Raw genomic sequence first — 16369 nt, forward strand, 5'->3', positions numbered from 1 at the left:
ACTCAGAACAGGGCGGAGTCGTCGTCTCCGTCGTCATCGTCGTGGGAGACGATCACGGCGCCGTCGGTGTCGAACTTCGACCGGGCGATCTCATCCTTGGCCTCATCGAGGTCGAGGTCGAGTTCATCGAGGCTCGTGGCCAGTCCCTGCTGACCACGCTGACCCTTGCCGGTCGATCGCTTTCCGCCTGACGTCGCCGCCTTGTGGCCGGTTCCGGAAGCGGCCTCTGCGGTCGCCTCGGCGGAGGCGTCATCGTCGGCGTTCGGAGAATGGTCGTGGGCTTCTGCGCCGCCGAGGCGGGGCAGGGTGCCGATGACATCGATCTTCGACTCCAGCGGCGATCCCGTTCCGTCGCGACGAGACAGTTCTGCCGGAAGCGTGCGTGCACCGCCGGCGGTGGCCGCGGCTTGGGGAGAGTCGCCGACCCAGGCCAGCGACAGCTCGGTCTCGCCCTTGAGGAACTTGTGGGCACGCACCCCGGAGGTGGCTCGGCCCTTGGTCGGGAACTCTGAGAATTCGCTGACCTTGATCGAGGACGACGGCGCGCCGTAGAAATTCTCACCGCTGGCGATCGTGACGACGGCGAAACTGCCGAGTTCGGCATCCGCGGCACCGTCCTCGTCGGACTTCGCCGCCTTCGGGGTCATTCCGAAGAAGATCACCTTCGCCTCGGCGGCCACCTTGATCCCGGCCACACCGGAGGCGTTCCAGCCCTGCGCACGCAGGCCGGAGGCATCGAAGGCGAGCAGCTGAGCATTCGAGGTCACGAACACGGCCAGGGAATCGTCGATGTCCTCGGGCTGAGCGACTCCGACGACCGAGTCCTTGCCCTTGAGCGTGATGGTCTCCCACTCGTTCTTGTTCGGCCGACCGGCCACCGACACCCTCTTGACGACGCCCTCGGCGGTGCCGAGCACGAATTCGCGGTCGAGGTCGATCAGGCCGATGATCTTCTCGTTCTTCTCCAGCGCCGCGTACTCGGCGATCTTCACTCCGCCGGCGACATTGGGCCGTGCCGCGGCCGGCGGCAGGGCCGGCAGATCGACGACATCGACCATGTGCAGGCGACCGGTGGTGGTGATGGCACCGACCTTGCCCTGGGTGGTGGTGACGATCTCGGAGACCAGCGCATCATGGCTGGAGCGTCGACCCTCGCGTGCCAGCGGAGCGGCATCCGAGGTCCGCGCAATGCGTCCGGAGGTCGACAGCAGCACCCGGCAGGGGGAATCGGCGATCTTGAGGTTCGTCGGAGCCTTCTTGCCCTTGGCGGTCAGCTCCCTCATCGACCCCTCGATGAGGACGGTGCGGCGAGGCGAGCCGATGATCTCGGCGGTGGACTCGAGCTCGGCGGCGACGAGCTCACGCAGCTTCGCCTCATCGGCCAGCAGCGATTCGAGGTAGTCGATTCTCTTCTTCAGCTCGTCACGTTCGGCCTCGAGTTCGAGACGGGAGAACTTCGTGAGCCGACGCAGCTGCAGATCGAGGATGTACGTCGCCTGCAGCTCGGAGAGCTCGAAGACGTTCATGAGGCGGGTGCGCGCCGTGGCCGCATCATCCGAGGAGCGGATGAGCTGGATGACCTCATCGATGTCGAGGATCGCAATGAGCAGACCCTCGACGAGGTGGAGTCGATCCTTGGCCTTGCGCAGCTGGAAGACCGTGCGCCTGCGCACCACGTCGATGCGGTGGGAGAGGTAGACCATGAGCAGATCGCGCAGTCCCAGGGTCGAGGGCTGACCCTCGACGAGGCAGACGTTGTTGATGCCGAAGGACTCCTCGAGCGGAGTCTGCCGGTAGAGCTCGGCGAGCACCGCCTCGGGGTTGAAGCCGTTCTTGATGCCGATGACCAGCCGCAGTCCGTTCTTGCGGTCCGAATAGTCGTCGATCGAGGCGATTCCGGTCAGCTTCTTCGCCCCGACCGCGTCCTTGACCTTCGACACGACCTTCTCCGGTCCCACGAGATAGGGCAGTTCGGTGACGACGATGCCCTTGCGGCGGGCACTGATGTTCTCGATGGAGACGGTGGCGCGGGTGCGGAACGTGCCGCGCCCGGTCTCATAGGCCTCGCGCACTCCGTCGAGACCGATGATCCGTCCGCCTGTGGGCAGGTCCGGGCCGGGGATGAAGCGCATGAGCTCCGAGAGCCCGGCGTCGGGATTGCGGATGAGGTGGGCGCAGGCGGCGATGACTTCCCCGGGGTTGTGCGGGGCCATGTTCGTGGCCATGCCCACAGCGATGCCCGAGGCGCCGTTGATGAGCAGGTTCGGGAAGGCGCTGGGCAGAACCTCCGGCTGGGTCAGCGTGTTGTCGTAGTTCGGCACGAAGTCGACGACATCTTCGTCGAGTCCGGCGATCATGTGCATCGACGCCGTCGTCAGCCGGGCCTCCGTATAGCGCGGGGCAGCGGGACCGTCGTCGAGGGAACCGAAGTTGCCGTGGCCGTCGACGAGCGGCACACGCATGATGAAGTCCTGGCTCAGTCGCACCAGAGCGTCGTAGATCGCCGAATCGCCGTGCGGGTGGAGCTTGCCCATGACATCGCCGACGATGCGGGAGGACTTCACATGTCCGCGGTCCGGCCGCAGCCCCATATCGCCCATCTGGTAGACGATTCGACGCTGGACGGGTTTGAGACCGTCTCGGGCATCGGGCAGAGCACGGGAGTAGATGACCGAATACGCATACTCGAGGTACGAGCTCTCCATCTCTGAGGAGACGTCGACTTCGATGACTCTGCCTTCGGGCATGGAACTCCTTTGACGCACGAACTGTTCGATTCGAACACCCGCCCGCGCCGAAGCCGGACCTCAGCGGGGGAGGGCACCCGTCGATTCTAGCGTTCGATTTGCGAACTCCCGCTCAATCGAGCGATCCCGGAGGGTCCGTGTCGGAGCTCAGGCACTGTCGCGGCTGCCGCGCAGCCACTGGAAGAACTCCTTGAGGTACGCCTCGACATGCGAACGATCCGCGGTGCCGGCGACGAGTTCGCTGACCATCATGCCCGCGACCGAGCTGTTGACCCGCTGGGCGTATTCGGCGTCGATGCCGGCGAAGCGCATGATGAACTCCTTGATCGCGCGGAGGTTCTTCTCCTTAGCGATCACTGCCTCGGGCGGCAGCGCCGGATCCAGGCTGAGCATCGTCATCGTGTAGAACCGGTTGCGGTCGGTGGTCAGCCAGTTCATGCAGAAGTCGATGGCGACTTCGATGGCGTCCGCGCCCGGAACGCGCACAAGCTCCGGCAGGCGTTCGAGCTGCTGGGAGTTGAGTTCTCCGATGCGCTCCATGATTCCGGTGATCAGGGCATCGCGGGTGCGGTAGACATTCGAAGTCGACCCCACCGGCAGTTCGGCCAGGGCGTCGACCGCCCTGTGGGTGAGTCCGCGGACTCCTTGTTCGGCGACTACGGCGATCGCGGAGTCGGTGACGACGTCTCTGCGCGAAATCATGACTGTGAGGCCTCGCTCTCGTGGGACACCCGCTGACCGCGAATGCCTGGGACGGTGGATGACCAGTGACTGGCCACAGACAGTGGCCGCCGGAGCGGCCACTCATTAAAACACGAATTCATAACATTTCGTGGTGAACGGATACAGACACTACCCGTCAAGTCTGCGAATTGGTATAAGACGCGCCAATATGGCGCTGGGACACCGAAAGTCGAAGGCGTCCTGCGGCGGGCGTGGATTCTCCTTTCAGCTGGGCGGGTGTCTGCTCCGCCCCGTCTCAGCTCAGCAGTCGGCGGGTGCCGTCGATGCGGGTGGGGTCGGGCAGCAGATCGACACGGGCGCTGAGCACATGCCCCTCGGTCTCCGTAGCGATCACCGGATGGATGACGAGTTCGAGGATCTGCGGATGACGTTCGACGAGCACCGAGAGCCTTTCGAGGACGTCGATGAGCGGGTCGATGTTCATCGGCGGAAGACCACGGTAGCCGAACAGTCGCGGGGAGGCCTTGACCGTGCGGATCATGTCGTCGGCCTCCCGATCCGTCAGCGGCGCGACCCGGTGCGAGACGTCGCCGAGCAGCTCGGTCGTGTCCCCGGCCAGAGAGAAGGACAGCAGCGGTCCGAGGAGGGGGTCCTCGCCGGCGCGGATGACACACGGGACACCGTGGGGGGCCATGGCCTGAACGTCGACGAGGGGCTCGTCGTCGCCGATCACCTGGGTGATGATCCGCTGCACGGCAGCGAAGTCCTCGGCCAGTTCTTCGGGCGAATCGATGTTCAGGCGCACCCCGCCGAGCTCCATGCGGTGCCGGAGCACGTTCGTCACCGCCTTCAGCGCCACGGGATAGCCGATCTTCTCGGCGGCGGCGAGCCCCTCGTCGACCGAGGAAGCAGTGATATAAGGCAGGACCTCGATCCCGTAGGCGCGGAGCAGTTCTCTCGTTGCATCGCGTTCGAGGCGAACCGGTGTGCCCAGCGGCGCCCCGTCGAGAGCCGAATCGATGATCGAACGTACCGCTTTGTCGTCGATGTCGTCGAGTTCGACGTACCGACCGTGGTCGGCGGCGCGCCAACGCGAGTAGTCTGTCGCCTTGGCCAGCGCCCACACGGCATCCTCCGGGCCGATGTAGCTGGGCACCGTGCGGGAGACGCGGTTGCCGTCCTGGTCCTTGAGGTAGCTGGTCAGTTCGTCGCGGACACCTTGAATGCCGAGGAAGCAGGCCACAGTGGTCTTCTCCGACTGTGCGGCGGCCTCGGACAGCAGCGCGGCGATCTCCGACTCCTCGGCTCCCGCCGACGGGGTGAAGGTGACGATGACCGAGTCGACGTCGTCGCGGGCATACATCGCATCGAGTTCGGTCCGGAAGGTCTCCGCATCGACCTCGGGGTGCAGGGACACGGGCTCGGTGTCGACGCGCAGACCTTCGGAACGGGCGCGCTGCATGATCAGGGTGCTCATCGCCGCGGAGTTGCCGATGACACCGACCCGGCGGCCCGCCGGCAGCTTCTGGGTCGAGAACACCTGGGTGAGGTCGAAGAGCTGGTGGATCGTATCCGCGCGGATCACTCCCGCCTGCTCGAGCACCTGGTCGAGGGTGTTCGGCGCCAGGGACGAGGTGCGCACGATATGCCCGGGCGGCAGCTCCCGCCCCGTGAGGTCGGACTTGATGACGACGACGGGTTTGACGCGGGAGACTCGACGGGCGATGCGCGAGAACTTGCGCGGGTTGCCGATGGATTCGAGGTAGAGGCCGACGGTCTGCGTGGCCGGATCCTCCTCCCAGTACTGGAGGAGGTCGTTGCCTGAGAGGTCGGCGCGGTTGCCTGCGGAGACGAAGGTGGAGATGCCCAGTCCGCGGGTCTTCGCTGCCGCGAGCAGGGCGGTGCCCAGCGCCCCGGACTGACTGAAGAGCCCGAGCGTACCGGACGCCGGGAGGAACGGGGCCAGGGAGGCGTTGAGCGAGATGTCGGCGGCCTCGTTGACCAGTCCGAAGGAGTTCGGCCCGACCACGCGCATTCCGTAGGCGCGGGAGGTTGCGACCATGCGGCGCTGGAGTTCGGCCCCTTCGGGACCGGTCTCGGCGAATCCGGAGGAGATGACGAGCACGGCTTTGACCCCGTGCACGGCACAGTCCTTGACCACCTCGGTGACGGATTCGGCGGGCACGGCGATGACCGCGAGGTCGGCCTTGCCCGGCAGCGCGTCGAGGCTCGGATACGCCTGGACTCCGGCGATCTGATCGGCTTCGGGGTGGACGACCCACAGGTCGCCGGTGAACTTCGCGGCCGTGATGTTGCGGATGAGCAGATGGCCGGTGGAGTTGCGTTTGCGGCTGGCGCCGATCACCGCCACCGAGGTGGGGTGGAGGACCGTGCGCACGCTCAGGGCCTCGGCCCTGTGCTCCCGAGACGCCTGCACTTCGATGGACCGTGCCGTGGGATCGATATCGAAGTTTACGGCCACGACGCCGTCGTCGAATCCGCGGGAGACTTCGTAGCCGGCGGCCTGGAAGACCTGCAGCATCGAACGGTTCTGGGGCAGCACCTCGGCGGTGAAGCGCTGGATCCCGGATTCGCGCGCGGCCGCGGCCAAGTGCTCCAGCAGGATCGAACCGATCCCGCGGCCCTGGTGGGCATCAGCGATGTTGAACGCCACCTCGGCGTCGGTGTCGCTGATCCGGTCGAAGCGACCGACGCCGATGATGTCATCGCCGATGAGCATGATCAGCGCCACCCGGTCGCGGTGGTCGACGTTGACGAAGCGATCGAGATCGCGCTGCGGCAGCCGGGGCAGCGGAGCGAAGAAGCGCAGATAGACGGATTCCGGTGACTGGGCCTCGTGCATGCGGGCCAGGGCAGCGGCATCGTCGGGGGTGATCGGACGCAGATGGGCGGTGCCGCCGTCACGGAGGACGACATCGGCTTCCCACCCGGCAGGATAGTCTTCCATGGTTCCAGCATATGCGTCGGACGCCCGGTTATGGCGGTCCTCGCTGGGATGTGTCAGGGGAGTGGGGCACAATGGTGGGCATGGCATTACCCGAGGTTCTCGTTCACGATCTGCAGTCGGCCGGCTACTACCCGCAGCTCACTCAAGGCATACTCGCCGACTCTCTCTACGACGAACCGGTGCTGGCTCACTTCGTCCACATCGACACCCATGTCGACATCGAATCCATCCACCGGCATGTCACCGCCTTCGTGCTCACCGAGACCCGACTGCTGTTGGCCCATGTCGATGACGATCCGAACGCGGAACCCGGTTCCAAGCCGCGCGCGGTCACGAGCAGCGAGGACATCGAACTCGATCGCCTCGGCACCGTGATGGTCGGCCGCACCTTCGCCGATCCCGCCGCCTTCGAACCCGGTGACAAGCCAGTCGAGGTCTCGCTGACGATGTCCTGGGGCGCGTCGAAGCGCATCGAGGCGTTCCCCGAGACCTGCGGAGATCCCAACTGCGTGGGCGATCACGGATACGGCGGATCGATCTTCGCCGAGGATGTCATGCTCCGGGTCTCGGCCGAAGCCGAGGGGCAGGCCGCCGTCGACCGCATGACCGACTTCGCCGGGAAGCTGCGTGCCGCGGTCTTCCACGCCCGGCTGCGGTCGCGTCGCTGATGATCGAGGACTCGACGCGGCACGGACTGCCGTCCCGAACCGGTGCTGAGCCCTTGGGGCCTCCGGACTATGCCGGACCGATGCTCTCCGATGTCGTCCCCGCTGCGGCGCTGGGACTCGGTGCGGCCGAGGCCCTCGACGGGCCGATGTCCGATCGTGCCCGAACTCTCGGGCTCGACGGGGAATCCCGGGCGACGATCGTCGTGCTCATCGACGGTCTCGGCGAGCAGCAGCTGCGCCGCTACAGCGGATACACTCCCTTCTTCCGGTCACAGGCCGGGGCACGCCGGAGACTGTCCGCCGGGTTCCCGTCGACGACGGCGAACTCCCTGTCATCTCTGGCCACGGGCCGCCTGCCCGGTGCACACGGGGTGGTCGGCTACCGCGTGCTCGACCCGGAGAAGGACGCAGTGTTCAACCAGCTGACGTGGAACCTCGATGTCGACCCGGTCGCCTGGGTTCCCGATGCGACGCTCTTCGAGCGCCTCACGGACACCGGGATCGATGTGGTCAGCCTCGGCGAGAAGAAGTTCGCCGGGCGCGGGCTCAACCGGGCATCGCTGCGCGGCGGCCGATTCCGGGACTCGAAGACCCTGGAAGAACGCTGCGCTCAGGCCCTGGCCGAGGCGAAGGCTCCCGGTCGTCGCCTCGTCTACCTGTACTGGGGCAACCTTGACAAGACCGGGCATGTGCACGGTGCGGACTCCGCTGCCTGGACCGAAGAGCTCGAACGCGTCGATCTCGCTCTGTCCCGACTCGCCTCCGACCTGCCGCATGACGCGACCATGCTCATCACCGCCGACCACGGAATGGTCGACGTCGACCACGAACGTCGTCTCGACCTCGCCGAGCTTCCCGAGCTCAAGGCCGGTCTGCGCCACGTCGGCGGAGAGCCGCGAGCACTGCACCTCTACGCCGCTGTCGGCGCCGAGGCGGACATGCTCTCGGCCTGGCAGGAGACGATCGGCGACCGCGGGCTCATTCTGTCGAAGTCCGCGGCGATCGCCCGCGGGTACTTCGGGCCCGTCGCCCCGCACGTCCATCCGCGGATCGGGGACTTCCTCGTCATCTGCACCGACGGCTTCGCCGTGGTCGATTCGGATGTGGAATCCGCCTCGGCGCTGGCGCTCATCGGCCACCACGGCTCCACCACGGAGCAGGAACTGCAGATCCCGCTCCTTTTCGTCTGAACCCCCACGATAGGATGGCGCACGTGACTTTTCCTCGAATCGGTGTCATTGGCGGCGGTCAACTGGCACGCATGCTCGCCCCCGCCGCAGAAGCCCTCGGCGTCCGCTTCTCCGTTCTCGCGGAGACCGCCGACGCCCCCGCCACGCAGGTCATCAGTGAGGTGACCGTCGGTGACTACACGGACTATCCGACGCTCAAGGCCTTCGCTGAGACCGTCGACGTCATCACCTTCGACCACGAACACGTCCCGCCGGAGCACCTGCAGGCCCTCGTCGAGGCCGGACACGCTGTGCGCCCGGGGCCCGATGCCCTCATCTTCGCCCAGGACAAGATCCGGATGCGCAGGAGGATGGACGAACTCGGTCTGCCCAACCCCGCCTGGGCGGAGATCACCTCGGCCGCCGATGTCGAGGCGTTCGCCGCTCGCGTCGGATACCCCTTCATCCTCAAGACACCCCGCGGCGGCTATGACGGCAAGGGCGTGCGCGTCATCGACAACCTCGACGAGGCCGTCGAATGGCTGAACGAGGTTCCTCAGCTGCTCGCCGAGGAGAAGGTCGACTTCACCCGCGAGCTCGCCGTCATGGTCGGGCGCTCCCCGATGGGGCAGACCGCCGTGTGGCCGGTCGTCGAGACCTGGCAGCAGAACGGCGTGTGCAAGGAGGCCATCGCCCCGGCGCCGGATCTGTCCGGGGAGAAGGCGCGGGCCATCACCGAAGCGATCCTCACCGTCGCCGGCACCCTCGAGGTCACCGGCGTCATGGCGATGGAGATGTTCGAGACCGACGAGGGCTTCCTCATCAACGAATTCGCGATGCGCCCGCACAATACTGGGCACTGGACCCAGGACGGAGCGGTGACGAGCCAATTCGAGCAGCACCTCCGCGCGGTCCTCGACCTTCCCCTCGGCAGCCCCGCGGCACGGGAGGACGTGTCCGTGATGGTCAACATCCTCGGCGCCGATCACGACGACCTCTATCAGCCGTACCTGCACGTCATGGCCCACGATCCGGCTGTGAAGGTCCACCTCTACGGCAAGGGCGTACGGCCGGGGCGGAAGGTCGGCCACGTCAATGCCTACGGCGAGGATCGGCAGCTCGTGCTCGCCCGTGCGCGGCATGCCGCGGACTTCATCGCCGGCGTCGATGTCGATCCGCACCCGCAGATGCCCGCTCCGGAGGACCTCCGGGCCGAGGGCGAATCCGGCACACGCTGAGTTCCGGAATCACCCGCCACCCATCCGCACCGACGGATTCCAACCGCCTGCAACGAAGGAAGCACAGATGACCACAGAGAACGAAGGCTCCACTGACACGGCGGCTGCCGTCGGCATCGTCATGGGCTCGGACTCGGACTGGCCGACGATGAAGGCCGCCGCCGATGCCCTCGACGAGCTCGGCATCGACTCGAGTGCCGAGGTGGTCTCCGCTCACCGGATGCCCGAGGACATGGTCGCCTGGGCGAAATCCGCGGCCGACCGCGGCATCCGTGTGATCATCGCCGGTGCCGGCGGAGCGGCGCACCTGCCCGGGATGATCGCGTCGATGACCTCGCTTCCGGTCATCGGTGTTCCCGTGCCCCTGAAGCACCTCGATGGAATGGACTCGCTGCTGTCCATCGTGCAGATGCCCGGCGGGGTTCCCGTGGCCACCGTCTCGATCGGCGGCGCGAAGAACGCCGGCCTGCTGGCGGCGCGCATCCTCGGGGCAGGTCACGGTGTCGAAGCCGAGGCTCTGCGCACCCGGCTCGACGAATATCGGAGCCAGCTGCGGCAGGTCGCTCTCGACAAAGGGCGGGCGCTGCAGGAATAATAAAGCTTGCTGAACGTTTGATAAGTCTGAGGAGAATGATGTTCGACCTGTACCAGCCCAGCGACGAGCACGAAGAGATCCGCGCCGCGGTCCGCAACGTCGTCGAGAAGAAGATCGCGCCGTTCGCAGCCGAAGTCGATGCGGACTCCCGCTACCCGCAGGAAGCGCACGAGGCCCTCGTCGAGACGGACTTCTTCGCGGCGCACATCCCCGAAGAATACGGGGGCATGGGCGCCGATGCGCTGGCAGTGGCGATCATCATCGAAGAGGTCGCACGCGGCTGCGTCTCGTCCTCGCTCATTCCGGCTGTGAACAAGCTCGGCAGCATGCCAGTCCAGCTCGGCGGGAGCGAAGAGATCAAGAAGAAGTACTTCCCGTCCGTGGCCGCCGGGGAAGCAGGATTCTCCTACGGCCTTTCCGAGCGCGAAGCCGGATCGGACACCGCATCGATGAAGACCCGTGCCGAACGCGACGGCGACGACTGGATCCTCAACGGCGTCAAGACCTGGATCACGAATGCTGGAGTCTCCGACTACTACACGGTGATGGCCGTGACCGACCCCGACGGAGCACGCGGGCGCAACATCTCCGCCTTCGTCGTCGAGAAGTCCGATGAGGGCTTCACCTTCGGCGAGAAGGAGCGCAAGCTCGGCATCAAGGGCTCGCCCACCCGGGAGCTCCTCTTCGACAATGTCCGCCTGCCCGGTGATCGCATCGTCGGCGAGCCCGGGGAGGGGCTGAAGATCGCCCTGCGCACCCTTGACCACACCCGTGTCACGATCGCCGCGCAGGCCGTCGGCGTCGCTCAGGGCGCGCTCGACTACGCCCTTGCCTACGTCAAGGACCGGCAGCAGTTCGGGAAGTCGATCGCCGACAATCAGGCGATCCAGTTCATGCTCGCCGATATGGGCATGAAGCTCGAGGCTGCTCGTCAGCTCACCTACACCGCCGCCGCCAAGAGCGAACGCGGCGATGACGACCTCACCTACTTCGGTGCCGCCGCGAAGGCCTTCGCCTCCGATGCCGCGATGGAGATCACCACGGATGCCGTGCAGCTGCTCGGCGGAGCCGGCTACGTCGTCGACCACCCGGTGGAGCGGATGATGCGGGATGCGAAGATCACGCAGATCTACGAAGGCACCAACCAGATCCAGCGCATGGTGATGGGGCGCAAGCTCCTCGCCTGAGTCGGATTTCCGAACTCTTCGCCGCAGGCCGTGTACGGTGTCGGCCGGTCGGTGACGAACGGGCGCGGCAGATTCCCCGGGTGGGAGTCTGTCGCGCCCGCTCTTCTGCCTGTGAAGAATCGCACACGCGAAGAATGCGACATGCGCGGCGCGGATGTGCCGGAAACGCCGGTTCTCACGCGACACAATAGGTGAACACAGTGGACTCTGAAGTGACTTTGGCACAGTTGTCTGCTGTGGGCATTCGATGGGGCGAGGCGACCTGTGCGTGGCTTCGCGCGGATGTCGACGCCGGAATCAGTCCGTGAGCAGAGCCCGAAGCGAAGGGAAGTCAGTGGCCGAAACGAGATATGTGGACCCGATCCGCCACCCGTCGTATGCTTCGCAGCCGACGCGTGATGTGCGGGCGTGGCTTCTGCTGCTCGTCACGGCCCTCGTGCCCGGGGGAGTGCAGCTTCTCTTCGGCAACCGCCGTTGGGCGAAGATCGCTTTGTCGATCACTGCCATCAGCTGGATCCTGGCTCTCATCGCCGGTGTGATCGTCCTCATCAATCGGACGTTCCTCTTCACGATCGGCACGAACCTCTTCATCCTCACCTTCCTGACCATCTGGGTGCCCGTCATCGCGATCAACTGGGCGGTGTGTCTCTTGGACACCCTGCGCCGCATCCGGATCGTCACGATCTCCCGGAAGGCACGCAAACGCTTCGTGGCGGCCTTCTGCGCCCTCCTGCTCATCGTTGTGGGCCCCCTGGCCTGGGGGACGACGATTCTCAACTCGCAGCGCGGTCTGATGAGCGACCTGTTCGCCTCGGGCAAGGCGCTCAAGCCCGTCGACGGCCGGTACAACATCCTGCTGCTGGGATCGGATGCCGGAATGGGTCGGACGGGTATCCGCCCGGATTCCCTGTCGCTGGTCTCGATCGATGCGAAGACCGGCAAGTCCGTCATCATCGGTCTGCCGCGCAATATGGAGAATGTGCCGTTCCCCGACGACTCTCCGCTGCACAAGCGCTACCCGCAGGGGTACAACTGCGGAGACGAATGTCTGCTCAACGCCGTCTTCCAGCAGGGCGAGCAGCACAAGGACGAGTTCGAGGATCCGAAGACAGCCGGCGAGCAGGCGACGATGGACGCCGTCTCGGGTGTCACCGGTCTCGAGGTCCAGTACTACGCGATGATCAATCTCAAGGGGTTCGAGAACCTCATCGACTCCCTCGGTGGAATCACCCTCGTCTCCGGCGAGCGGGTGCCGATCTCGTCGAAGGTCGATCCGACCACGGGCCAGCATGGGCCGGTCAAGGGGTGGATCGAACCGGGCAAGCAGAAGCTCGACGGCTTCCACGCGCTGTGGTTCGCGCGCTCCCGGGAATTCTCCAGCGACTATGAGCGGATGATCCGTCAGCGCTGCGTGCAGACGGCGATGGTCAAACAGCTCGACCCGGCCACCGTGCTCACTCGCTATCAGTCGATCGCGAAAGCCACTCCGGGGGCCGTGTCGACGGACATCCCGTCGTCTCAGGTGGATTCGTTCGTCGACCTCGCACTCAAGGTGAAGTCGCAGAAGATCGAATCAATTGATCTCACCCCGCCGCGTATCACTCCGTCGCGGCCCGACTTCGATGTGGCACATCAGCTGGTAGCCGATAAGATCGAGGAGTCGTCGAAATCCTCGGACGAGGACAACGGCGCGTTCTCGGTTCCCGAAAGCGATCTGTCAGCTGCTGCGGGAGTCGATGCGGAACTCGATCCGAACCCCGGTTCAGGGCCGCAGCTGCTGGCACAGGGTGCCGGCGACTCCACTTCTGACAACGGCGAAGAAGCCGACGCAAAGGCGATCTGCTACGTGCCATGAGGCGCTGCTGTGGGCCTGGTCGTGACGAGTCCGATGACCGAATCGATCGATCCCATGACCGTTCCGCGAAAATCTTTTGCTCGGTGTGTCCCTTGCCAATACTGGGAACCACACTCGTGTAATTAGAATATTCTGCTCTGTGGCTAGTCTGACACGCCGAAAATGTGTAACAATTTTGAGATGTTGGGGTTGCCCACCGTTCTGCCAACGGTGAAGGAGACCTCGAGGCCTGAACTTCCCTGTCTTCCTCGAAAAGGCTGTAACGATGAAATATCTATTGCCCACTGTTGCGGGCTGCGCTTCTGTTGCGCTGGTCGGCACCTTAGCGGTCACGGCACCGTCGGCTACCGCAGCCACGACGTCGCCTGATGTGTCCAAAGAGGCGCTGAACGTCAGCAAAGAGGGACTCAACGTCCCCGGTGCCCGCGATTCCAGTGATTCCACGGCCACTGCCGCCAACCAGAGCGCCACGAGCAATCTGCCGAACATCTTCAAGTCGCAGACTGCCCTGGCATCGGCCAAGGTGCCCGATATCGTCAACGCCTCGGCGTCGGCGTCTGCGGGTTCAGTCAACAATGTCTCCGCCGGACTGACCTCCGGAGCCGACGAGGCCGTGCCGTCCGAGGGATCGGCTCCGTCCGAGACCGAACAGGCTCCCGCCGAAGGCGCAGAGAACGAATCCCCGAAGTCCGAGGACGAGAAGTCCGACGATGCCGGGGGCGAGGGTGCGAAGGATTCGTCCGACGAGTCGAAGTCCGAGGGCGAAGACGACATCTCCGGTTCGGTCCGTCAGAAGACCGAAGACGGAGTGAACATCGCGCTCATCTCCGATGTCCTCGACGTTCCCGCGAACAACCCGAGCCTCATCGGCTTCACGTTCTCGCAGGCGAAGTCCACTATCCGCATCCAGGTCCGCACCAAGCAGGGCTCGGAATGGGGCAATTGGAACACCCTGGACGAAGAGCAGCAGGAAGAGGCACAGAACCAGGGCTCGGAACCGATGACGGTCTCGAACGCCTCTGCTGTGCAGATGCGCATCCTCGGTGATTCCGCGCCGAGTGAGGCCGAGCTCGTGCTCGTCGACCCGAAGCGAGACGCCGGCGATGCTCAGGCCGTGGCCGAGAACGATCCTGTCGAACTCGACGATCAGGTCGGCGGCGATACCGCCGGCACCGAAACCGCGCCCGAGCAGTCGACCGAGAACTCGACCGACGCCGAGGCGGCATCCGCAGAGAACGTCGACGCGGCCGCCGGTGCGACCGTGACCAATCAGAACTATGTACCCGGATCGTCGACGGTCGACACCGTGGCGAAGAAGGTGTCGAAGCCGAAGATCGGCTCACGCAGCTCGTGGGGTGCCAAGGCCTACCGCGGCAGCCCCGACTACGCCAGCGGCATCAAACAGGCCGTCGTCCACCACACCTCCGGCTCGAACAGCTACTCGGCGGCCGACGTTCCCGGAATCATCCGTGGTATCCAGGCCTACCACCAGCAGGGTCGCGGCTGGAACGACATCGGATACAACGTCGTCGCAGACAAGTACGGTCGGCTCTGGCAGGCCCGCGGCGGTGACATCTCGAAGGCCGTCATCGGCGCACACGTCGCCGGGCACAACACCGGAACCTTCGGCATCTCCGTGCTGGGTACCTATAACAGCGCGGCTCCGCCGAAGAAGACCCGCGATGCCGTCGCCTCGGCGATCGCGTGGAAGTTCTCGATCAACGGAATCTCGAAGGCGACGAAGTCGAGCCTGGTCGGACACCGCGACCTGGGACAGACCGAGTGCCCGGGTGATGCCTTCTACGCCAAGTTGGGCGAGATGCGTTCGACGGTCAACACGATCCTGAAGACCGGCGAGCAGCCCAGCGACAGCAAGGACGACTCTAAGAAGGACGACTCTAAGAAGGACGACTCCAAGAAGGACGACGACAAGAAGGCTGAGAAGCCGAAGGCGAAGACCACGATCGAGAAGTACGCCGAGAAGAACAAGCTCGGCAAGGCTCTCGGCAAGGAATATGACGTCAAGGGCATCTCGGGCGCCAAGGCGCAGAAGTTCGAGAAGGGCACCGTCTACTGGTCCAAGAAGACCGGCGCTTACCACCTGTCCGGGGCGATCGCCTCGGCGTACAAGGGCAATGCAGTCACCGACTTGGGGCTGCCCACCTCTGCGGAGAAGGGCGGCCTCAAGGGCGGGGGCGCCGCGCAGCGCTTCGAAAAGGGCTCGTTCTACTGGTCGAAGGACACCGGTGCTCACTACACCTCCGGCACCATCATGAAGTACTGGGGTGACAAGGGGACCGTCAAGGGTCACCTCGGTTACCCCAAGGAGGACGTGGTCTACAAGAAGGGCCGCGGTGAGCAGCTCTTCCAGGGCGCACGTCTGGTCTGGGCCGAAGGCTACGGAACCACCGAGTTCTCTCCCAAGGGGTCGATCGCCGGGGGAGTCAGCGACGATAACTCTCCGGGCGGTACGACACCGCCAGGAGACGATTCCACCGATGACAAGTCGCCTGCAGACTCCGGGGAAGGTTCTGCAGACGACAAGGACTCGAAGGACGACAAGTCCAAGGACGATTCCAAGAAGGATGACAAGTCCAAGGACGATTCCAAGAAGGATGATAAGTCCAAGGACGATTCCAAGAAGGATGATAAGTCCAAGGACGATTCCAAGAAGGATGATAAGTCCAAGGACGATTCCAAGAAGGATGATAAGTCCAAGGATGACTCCAAGAAGGACGACAAGCCGTCCAAGGCCGAGAAGATCGCGGCCCAGCGTGCGTCCATCATCAAGGACGCGAAGGCCAACCTCGGCGTCAGGTACGTCTGGGGCGGCACGTCGCCGAAGACCGGTTGGGACTGCTCGGGCTACACCCAGTACGTCTATGGCAAGAACGGCATCAAACTGCCGCGCACAACCAGCCAGCAGCGTTACGCGGGCAAAGAGATCTCTCTCAAGGACGCCAAGGCCGGCGACCTCATCTGGATCCCCGGTCACATCGGAATCATCTCCGAGACCAAGGGCCAGATGTACGACGCCGGTTCGTCGCGGACGAACACCACGAAGCGCAGCTACAGTTGGATGCTGAACCGCGGAGCCAAGGTCATCCGCGTCGTCGGCTGACACCTGGCTTCGAGGACAGGGCGGACAGCGTCTGCCAGACAGTGCCCCGAGGACGATCCCACTGCGGATTGCCCTCGGGGCACTCTCTGGTTCTCCCCACGATCCTGCGGGCGATGGTGACCGGGTGAAAGCATCAG

General features: G+C 65.0%; 10 protein-coding genes. 7 read left to right on the top strand and 3 right to left on the bottom strand.

Features of this window, described 5'->3' with window-relative positions; translation table 11 throughout:
• Positions 1-2: 2 nt before the first annotated feature.
• The 3 genes from CXR29_RS06290 to CXR29_RS06300 form a co-directional block, all read right to left on the bottom strand.
• Entirely contained in the window at positions 3-2747 is a 2745-nt protein-coding gene (locus tag CXR29_RS06290; RefSeq protein WP_127364161.1) for a DNA gyrase/topoisomerase IV subunit A, read from the bottom strand.
• A 147-nt stretch (positions 2748-2894) separates the two neighbouring features.
• On the bottom strand, positions 2895-3449 hold the full coding sequence (locus tag CXR29_RS06295) for a TetR/AcrR family transcriptional regulator (protein WP_127364162.1): 555 nt from the start codon (positions 3447-3449) through the stop codon (positions 2895-2897).
• A 277-nt stretch (positions 3450-3726) separates the two neighbouring features.
• Entirely contained in the window at positions 3727-6399 is a 2673-nt protein-coding gene (locus CXR29_RS06300; protein ID WP_127364163.1) for a bifunctional acetate--CoA ligase family protein/GNAT family N-acetyltransferase, read from the bottom strand.
• Between the two features lie 80 nt (positions 6400-6479).
• On the opposite strand from CXR29_RS06300, the gene CXR29_RS06305 reads away from it, so the two are divergent.
• From CXR29_RS06305 to CXR29_RS06335, 7 genes are all read left to right on the top strand, one after another.
• The gene (locus CXR29_RS06305) at positions 6480-7067 is read left to right on the top strand and encodes a DUF5998 family protein (RefSeq protein ID WP_101555183.1); all 588 of its coding nucleotides are present in this window, start codon (positions 6480-6482) and stop codon (positions 7065-7067) included.
• Positions 7067-8257 carry an alkaline phosphatase family protein gene (locus CXR29_RS06310; protein ID WP_127364164.1) on the top strand — a complete coding sequence of 397 codons (1191 nt, stop codon included), beginning with the start codon at positions 7067-7069 and terminating at the stop codon, positions 8255-8257. The genes CXR29_RS06305 and CXR29_RS06310 overlap by 1 nt, the downstream gene beginning before the upstream one ends.
• 14 nt (positions 8258-8271) lie before the next feature.
• Positions 8272-9474 carry a 5-(carboxyamino)imidazole ribonucleotide synthase gene (locus CXR29_RS06315; RefSeq protein WP_127364165.1) on the top strand — a complete coding sequence of 401 codons (1203 nt, stop codon included), beginning with the start codon at positions 8272-8274 and terminating at the stop codon, positions 9472-9474.
• 67 nt (positions 9475-9541) lie between these two features.
• The gene (gene purE, locus CXR29_RS06320) at positions 9542-10069 is read left to right on the top strand and encodes a 5-(carboxyamino)imidazole ribonucleotide mutase (protein WP_101594817.1); all 528 of its coding nucleotides are present in this window, start codon (positions 9542-9544) and stop codon (positions 10067-10069) included.
• 38 nt (positions 10070-10107) lie between these two features.
• Entirely contained in the window at positions 10108-11256 is a 1149-nt protein-coding gene (locus CXR29_RS06325) for an acyl-CoA dehydrogenase family protein (protein ID WP_035319754.1), read from the top strand.
• A 334-nt stretch (positions 11257-11590) separates the two neighbouring features.
• On the top strand, positions 11591-13111 hold the full coding sequence (locus CXR29_RS06330; RefSeq protein WP_101555167.1) for an LCP family protein: 1521 nt from the start codon (positions 11591-11593) through the stop codon (positions 13109-13111).
• A gap of 265 nt (positions 13112-13376) precedes the next feature.
• The gene (locus CXR29_RS06335; protein ID WP_241241620.1) at positions 13377-16232 is read left to right on the top strand and encodes an NlpC/P60 family protein; all 2856 of its coding nucleotides are present in this window, start codon (positions 13377-13379) and stop codon (positions 16230-16232) included.
• Positions 16233-16369: the final 137 nt, after the last annotated feature.

This window comes from Brevibacterium linens, assembly GCF_003999335.1.
Classification (GTDB): domain Bacteria; phylum Actinomycetota; class Actinomycetes; order Actinomycetales; family Brevibacteriaceae; genus Brevibacterium; species Brevibacterium linens.

Coding starts and splice junctions, on each gene's coding strand:
- CXR29_RS06335 (WP_241241620.1), top strand. CDS start 13,377: ATGAAATATCTATTGCCCACTGTTGCGGGCTGCGCTTCTGTTGCGCTG.
- CXR29_RS06305 (WP_101555183.1), top strand. CDS start 6,480: ATGGCATTACCCGAGGTTCTCGTTCACGATCTGCAGTCGGCCGGCTAC.
- CXR29_RS06325 (WP_035319754.1), top strand. CDS start 10,108: ATGTTCGACCTGTACCAGCCCAGCGACGAGCACGAAGAGATCCGCGCC.
- CXR29_RS06310 (WP_127364164.1), top strand. CDS start 7,067: ATGATCGAGGACTCGACGCGGCACGGACTGCCGTCCCGAACCGGTGCT.
- CXR29_RS06315 (WP_127364165.1), top strand. CDS start 8,272: ATGGCGCACGTGACTTTTCCTCGAATCGGTGTCATTGGCGGCGGTCAA.
- CXR29_RS06295 (WP_127364162.1), bottom strand. CDS start 3,449: ATGATTTCGCGCAGAGACGTCGTCACCGACTCCGCGATCGCCGTAGTC.
- CXR29_RS06300 (WP_127364163.1), bottom strand. CDS start 6,399: ATGGAAGACTATCCTGCCGGGTGGGAAGCCGATGTCGTCCTCCGTGAC.
- CXR29_RS06290 (WP_127364161.1), bottom strand. CDS start 2,747: ATGCCCGAAGGCAGAGTCATCGAAGTCGACGTCTCCTCAGAGATGGAG.
- purE (WP_101594817.1), top strand. CDS start 9,542: ATGACCACAGAGAACGAAGGCTCCACTGACACGGCGGCTGCCGTCGGC.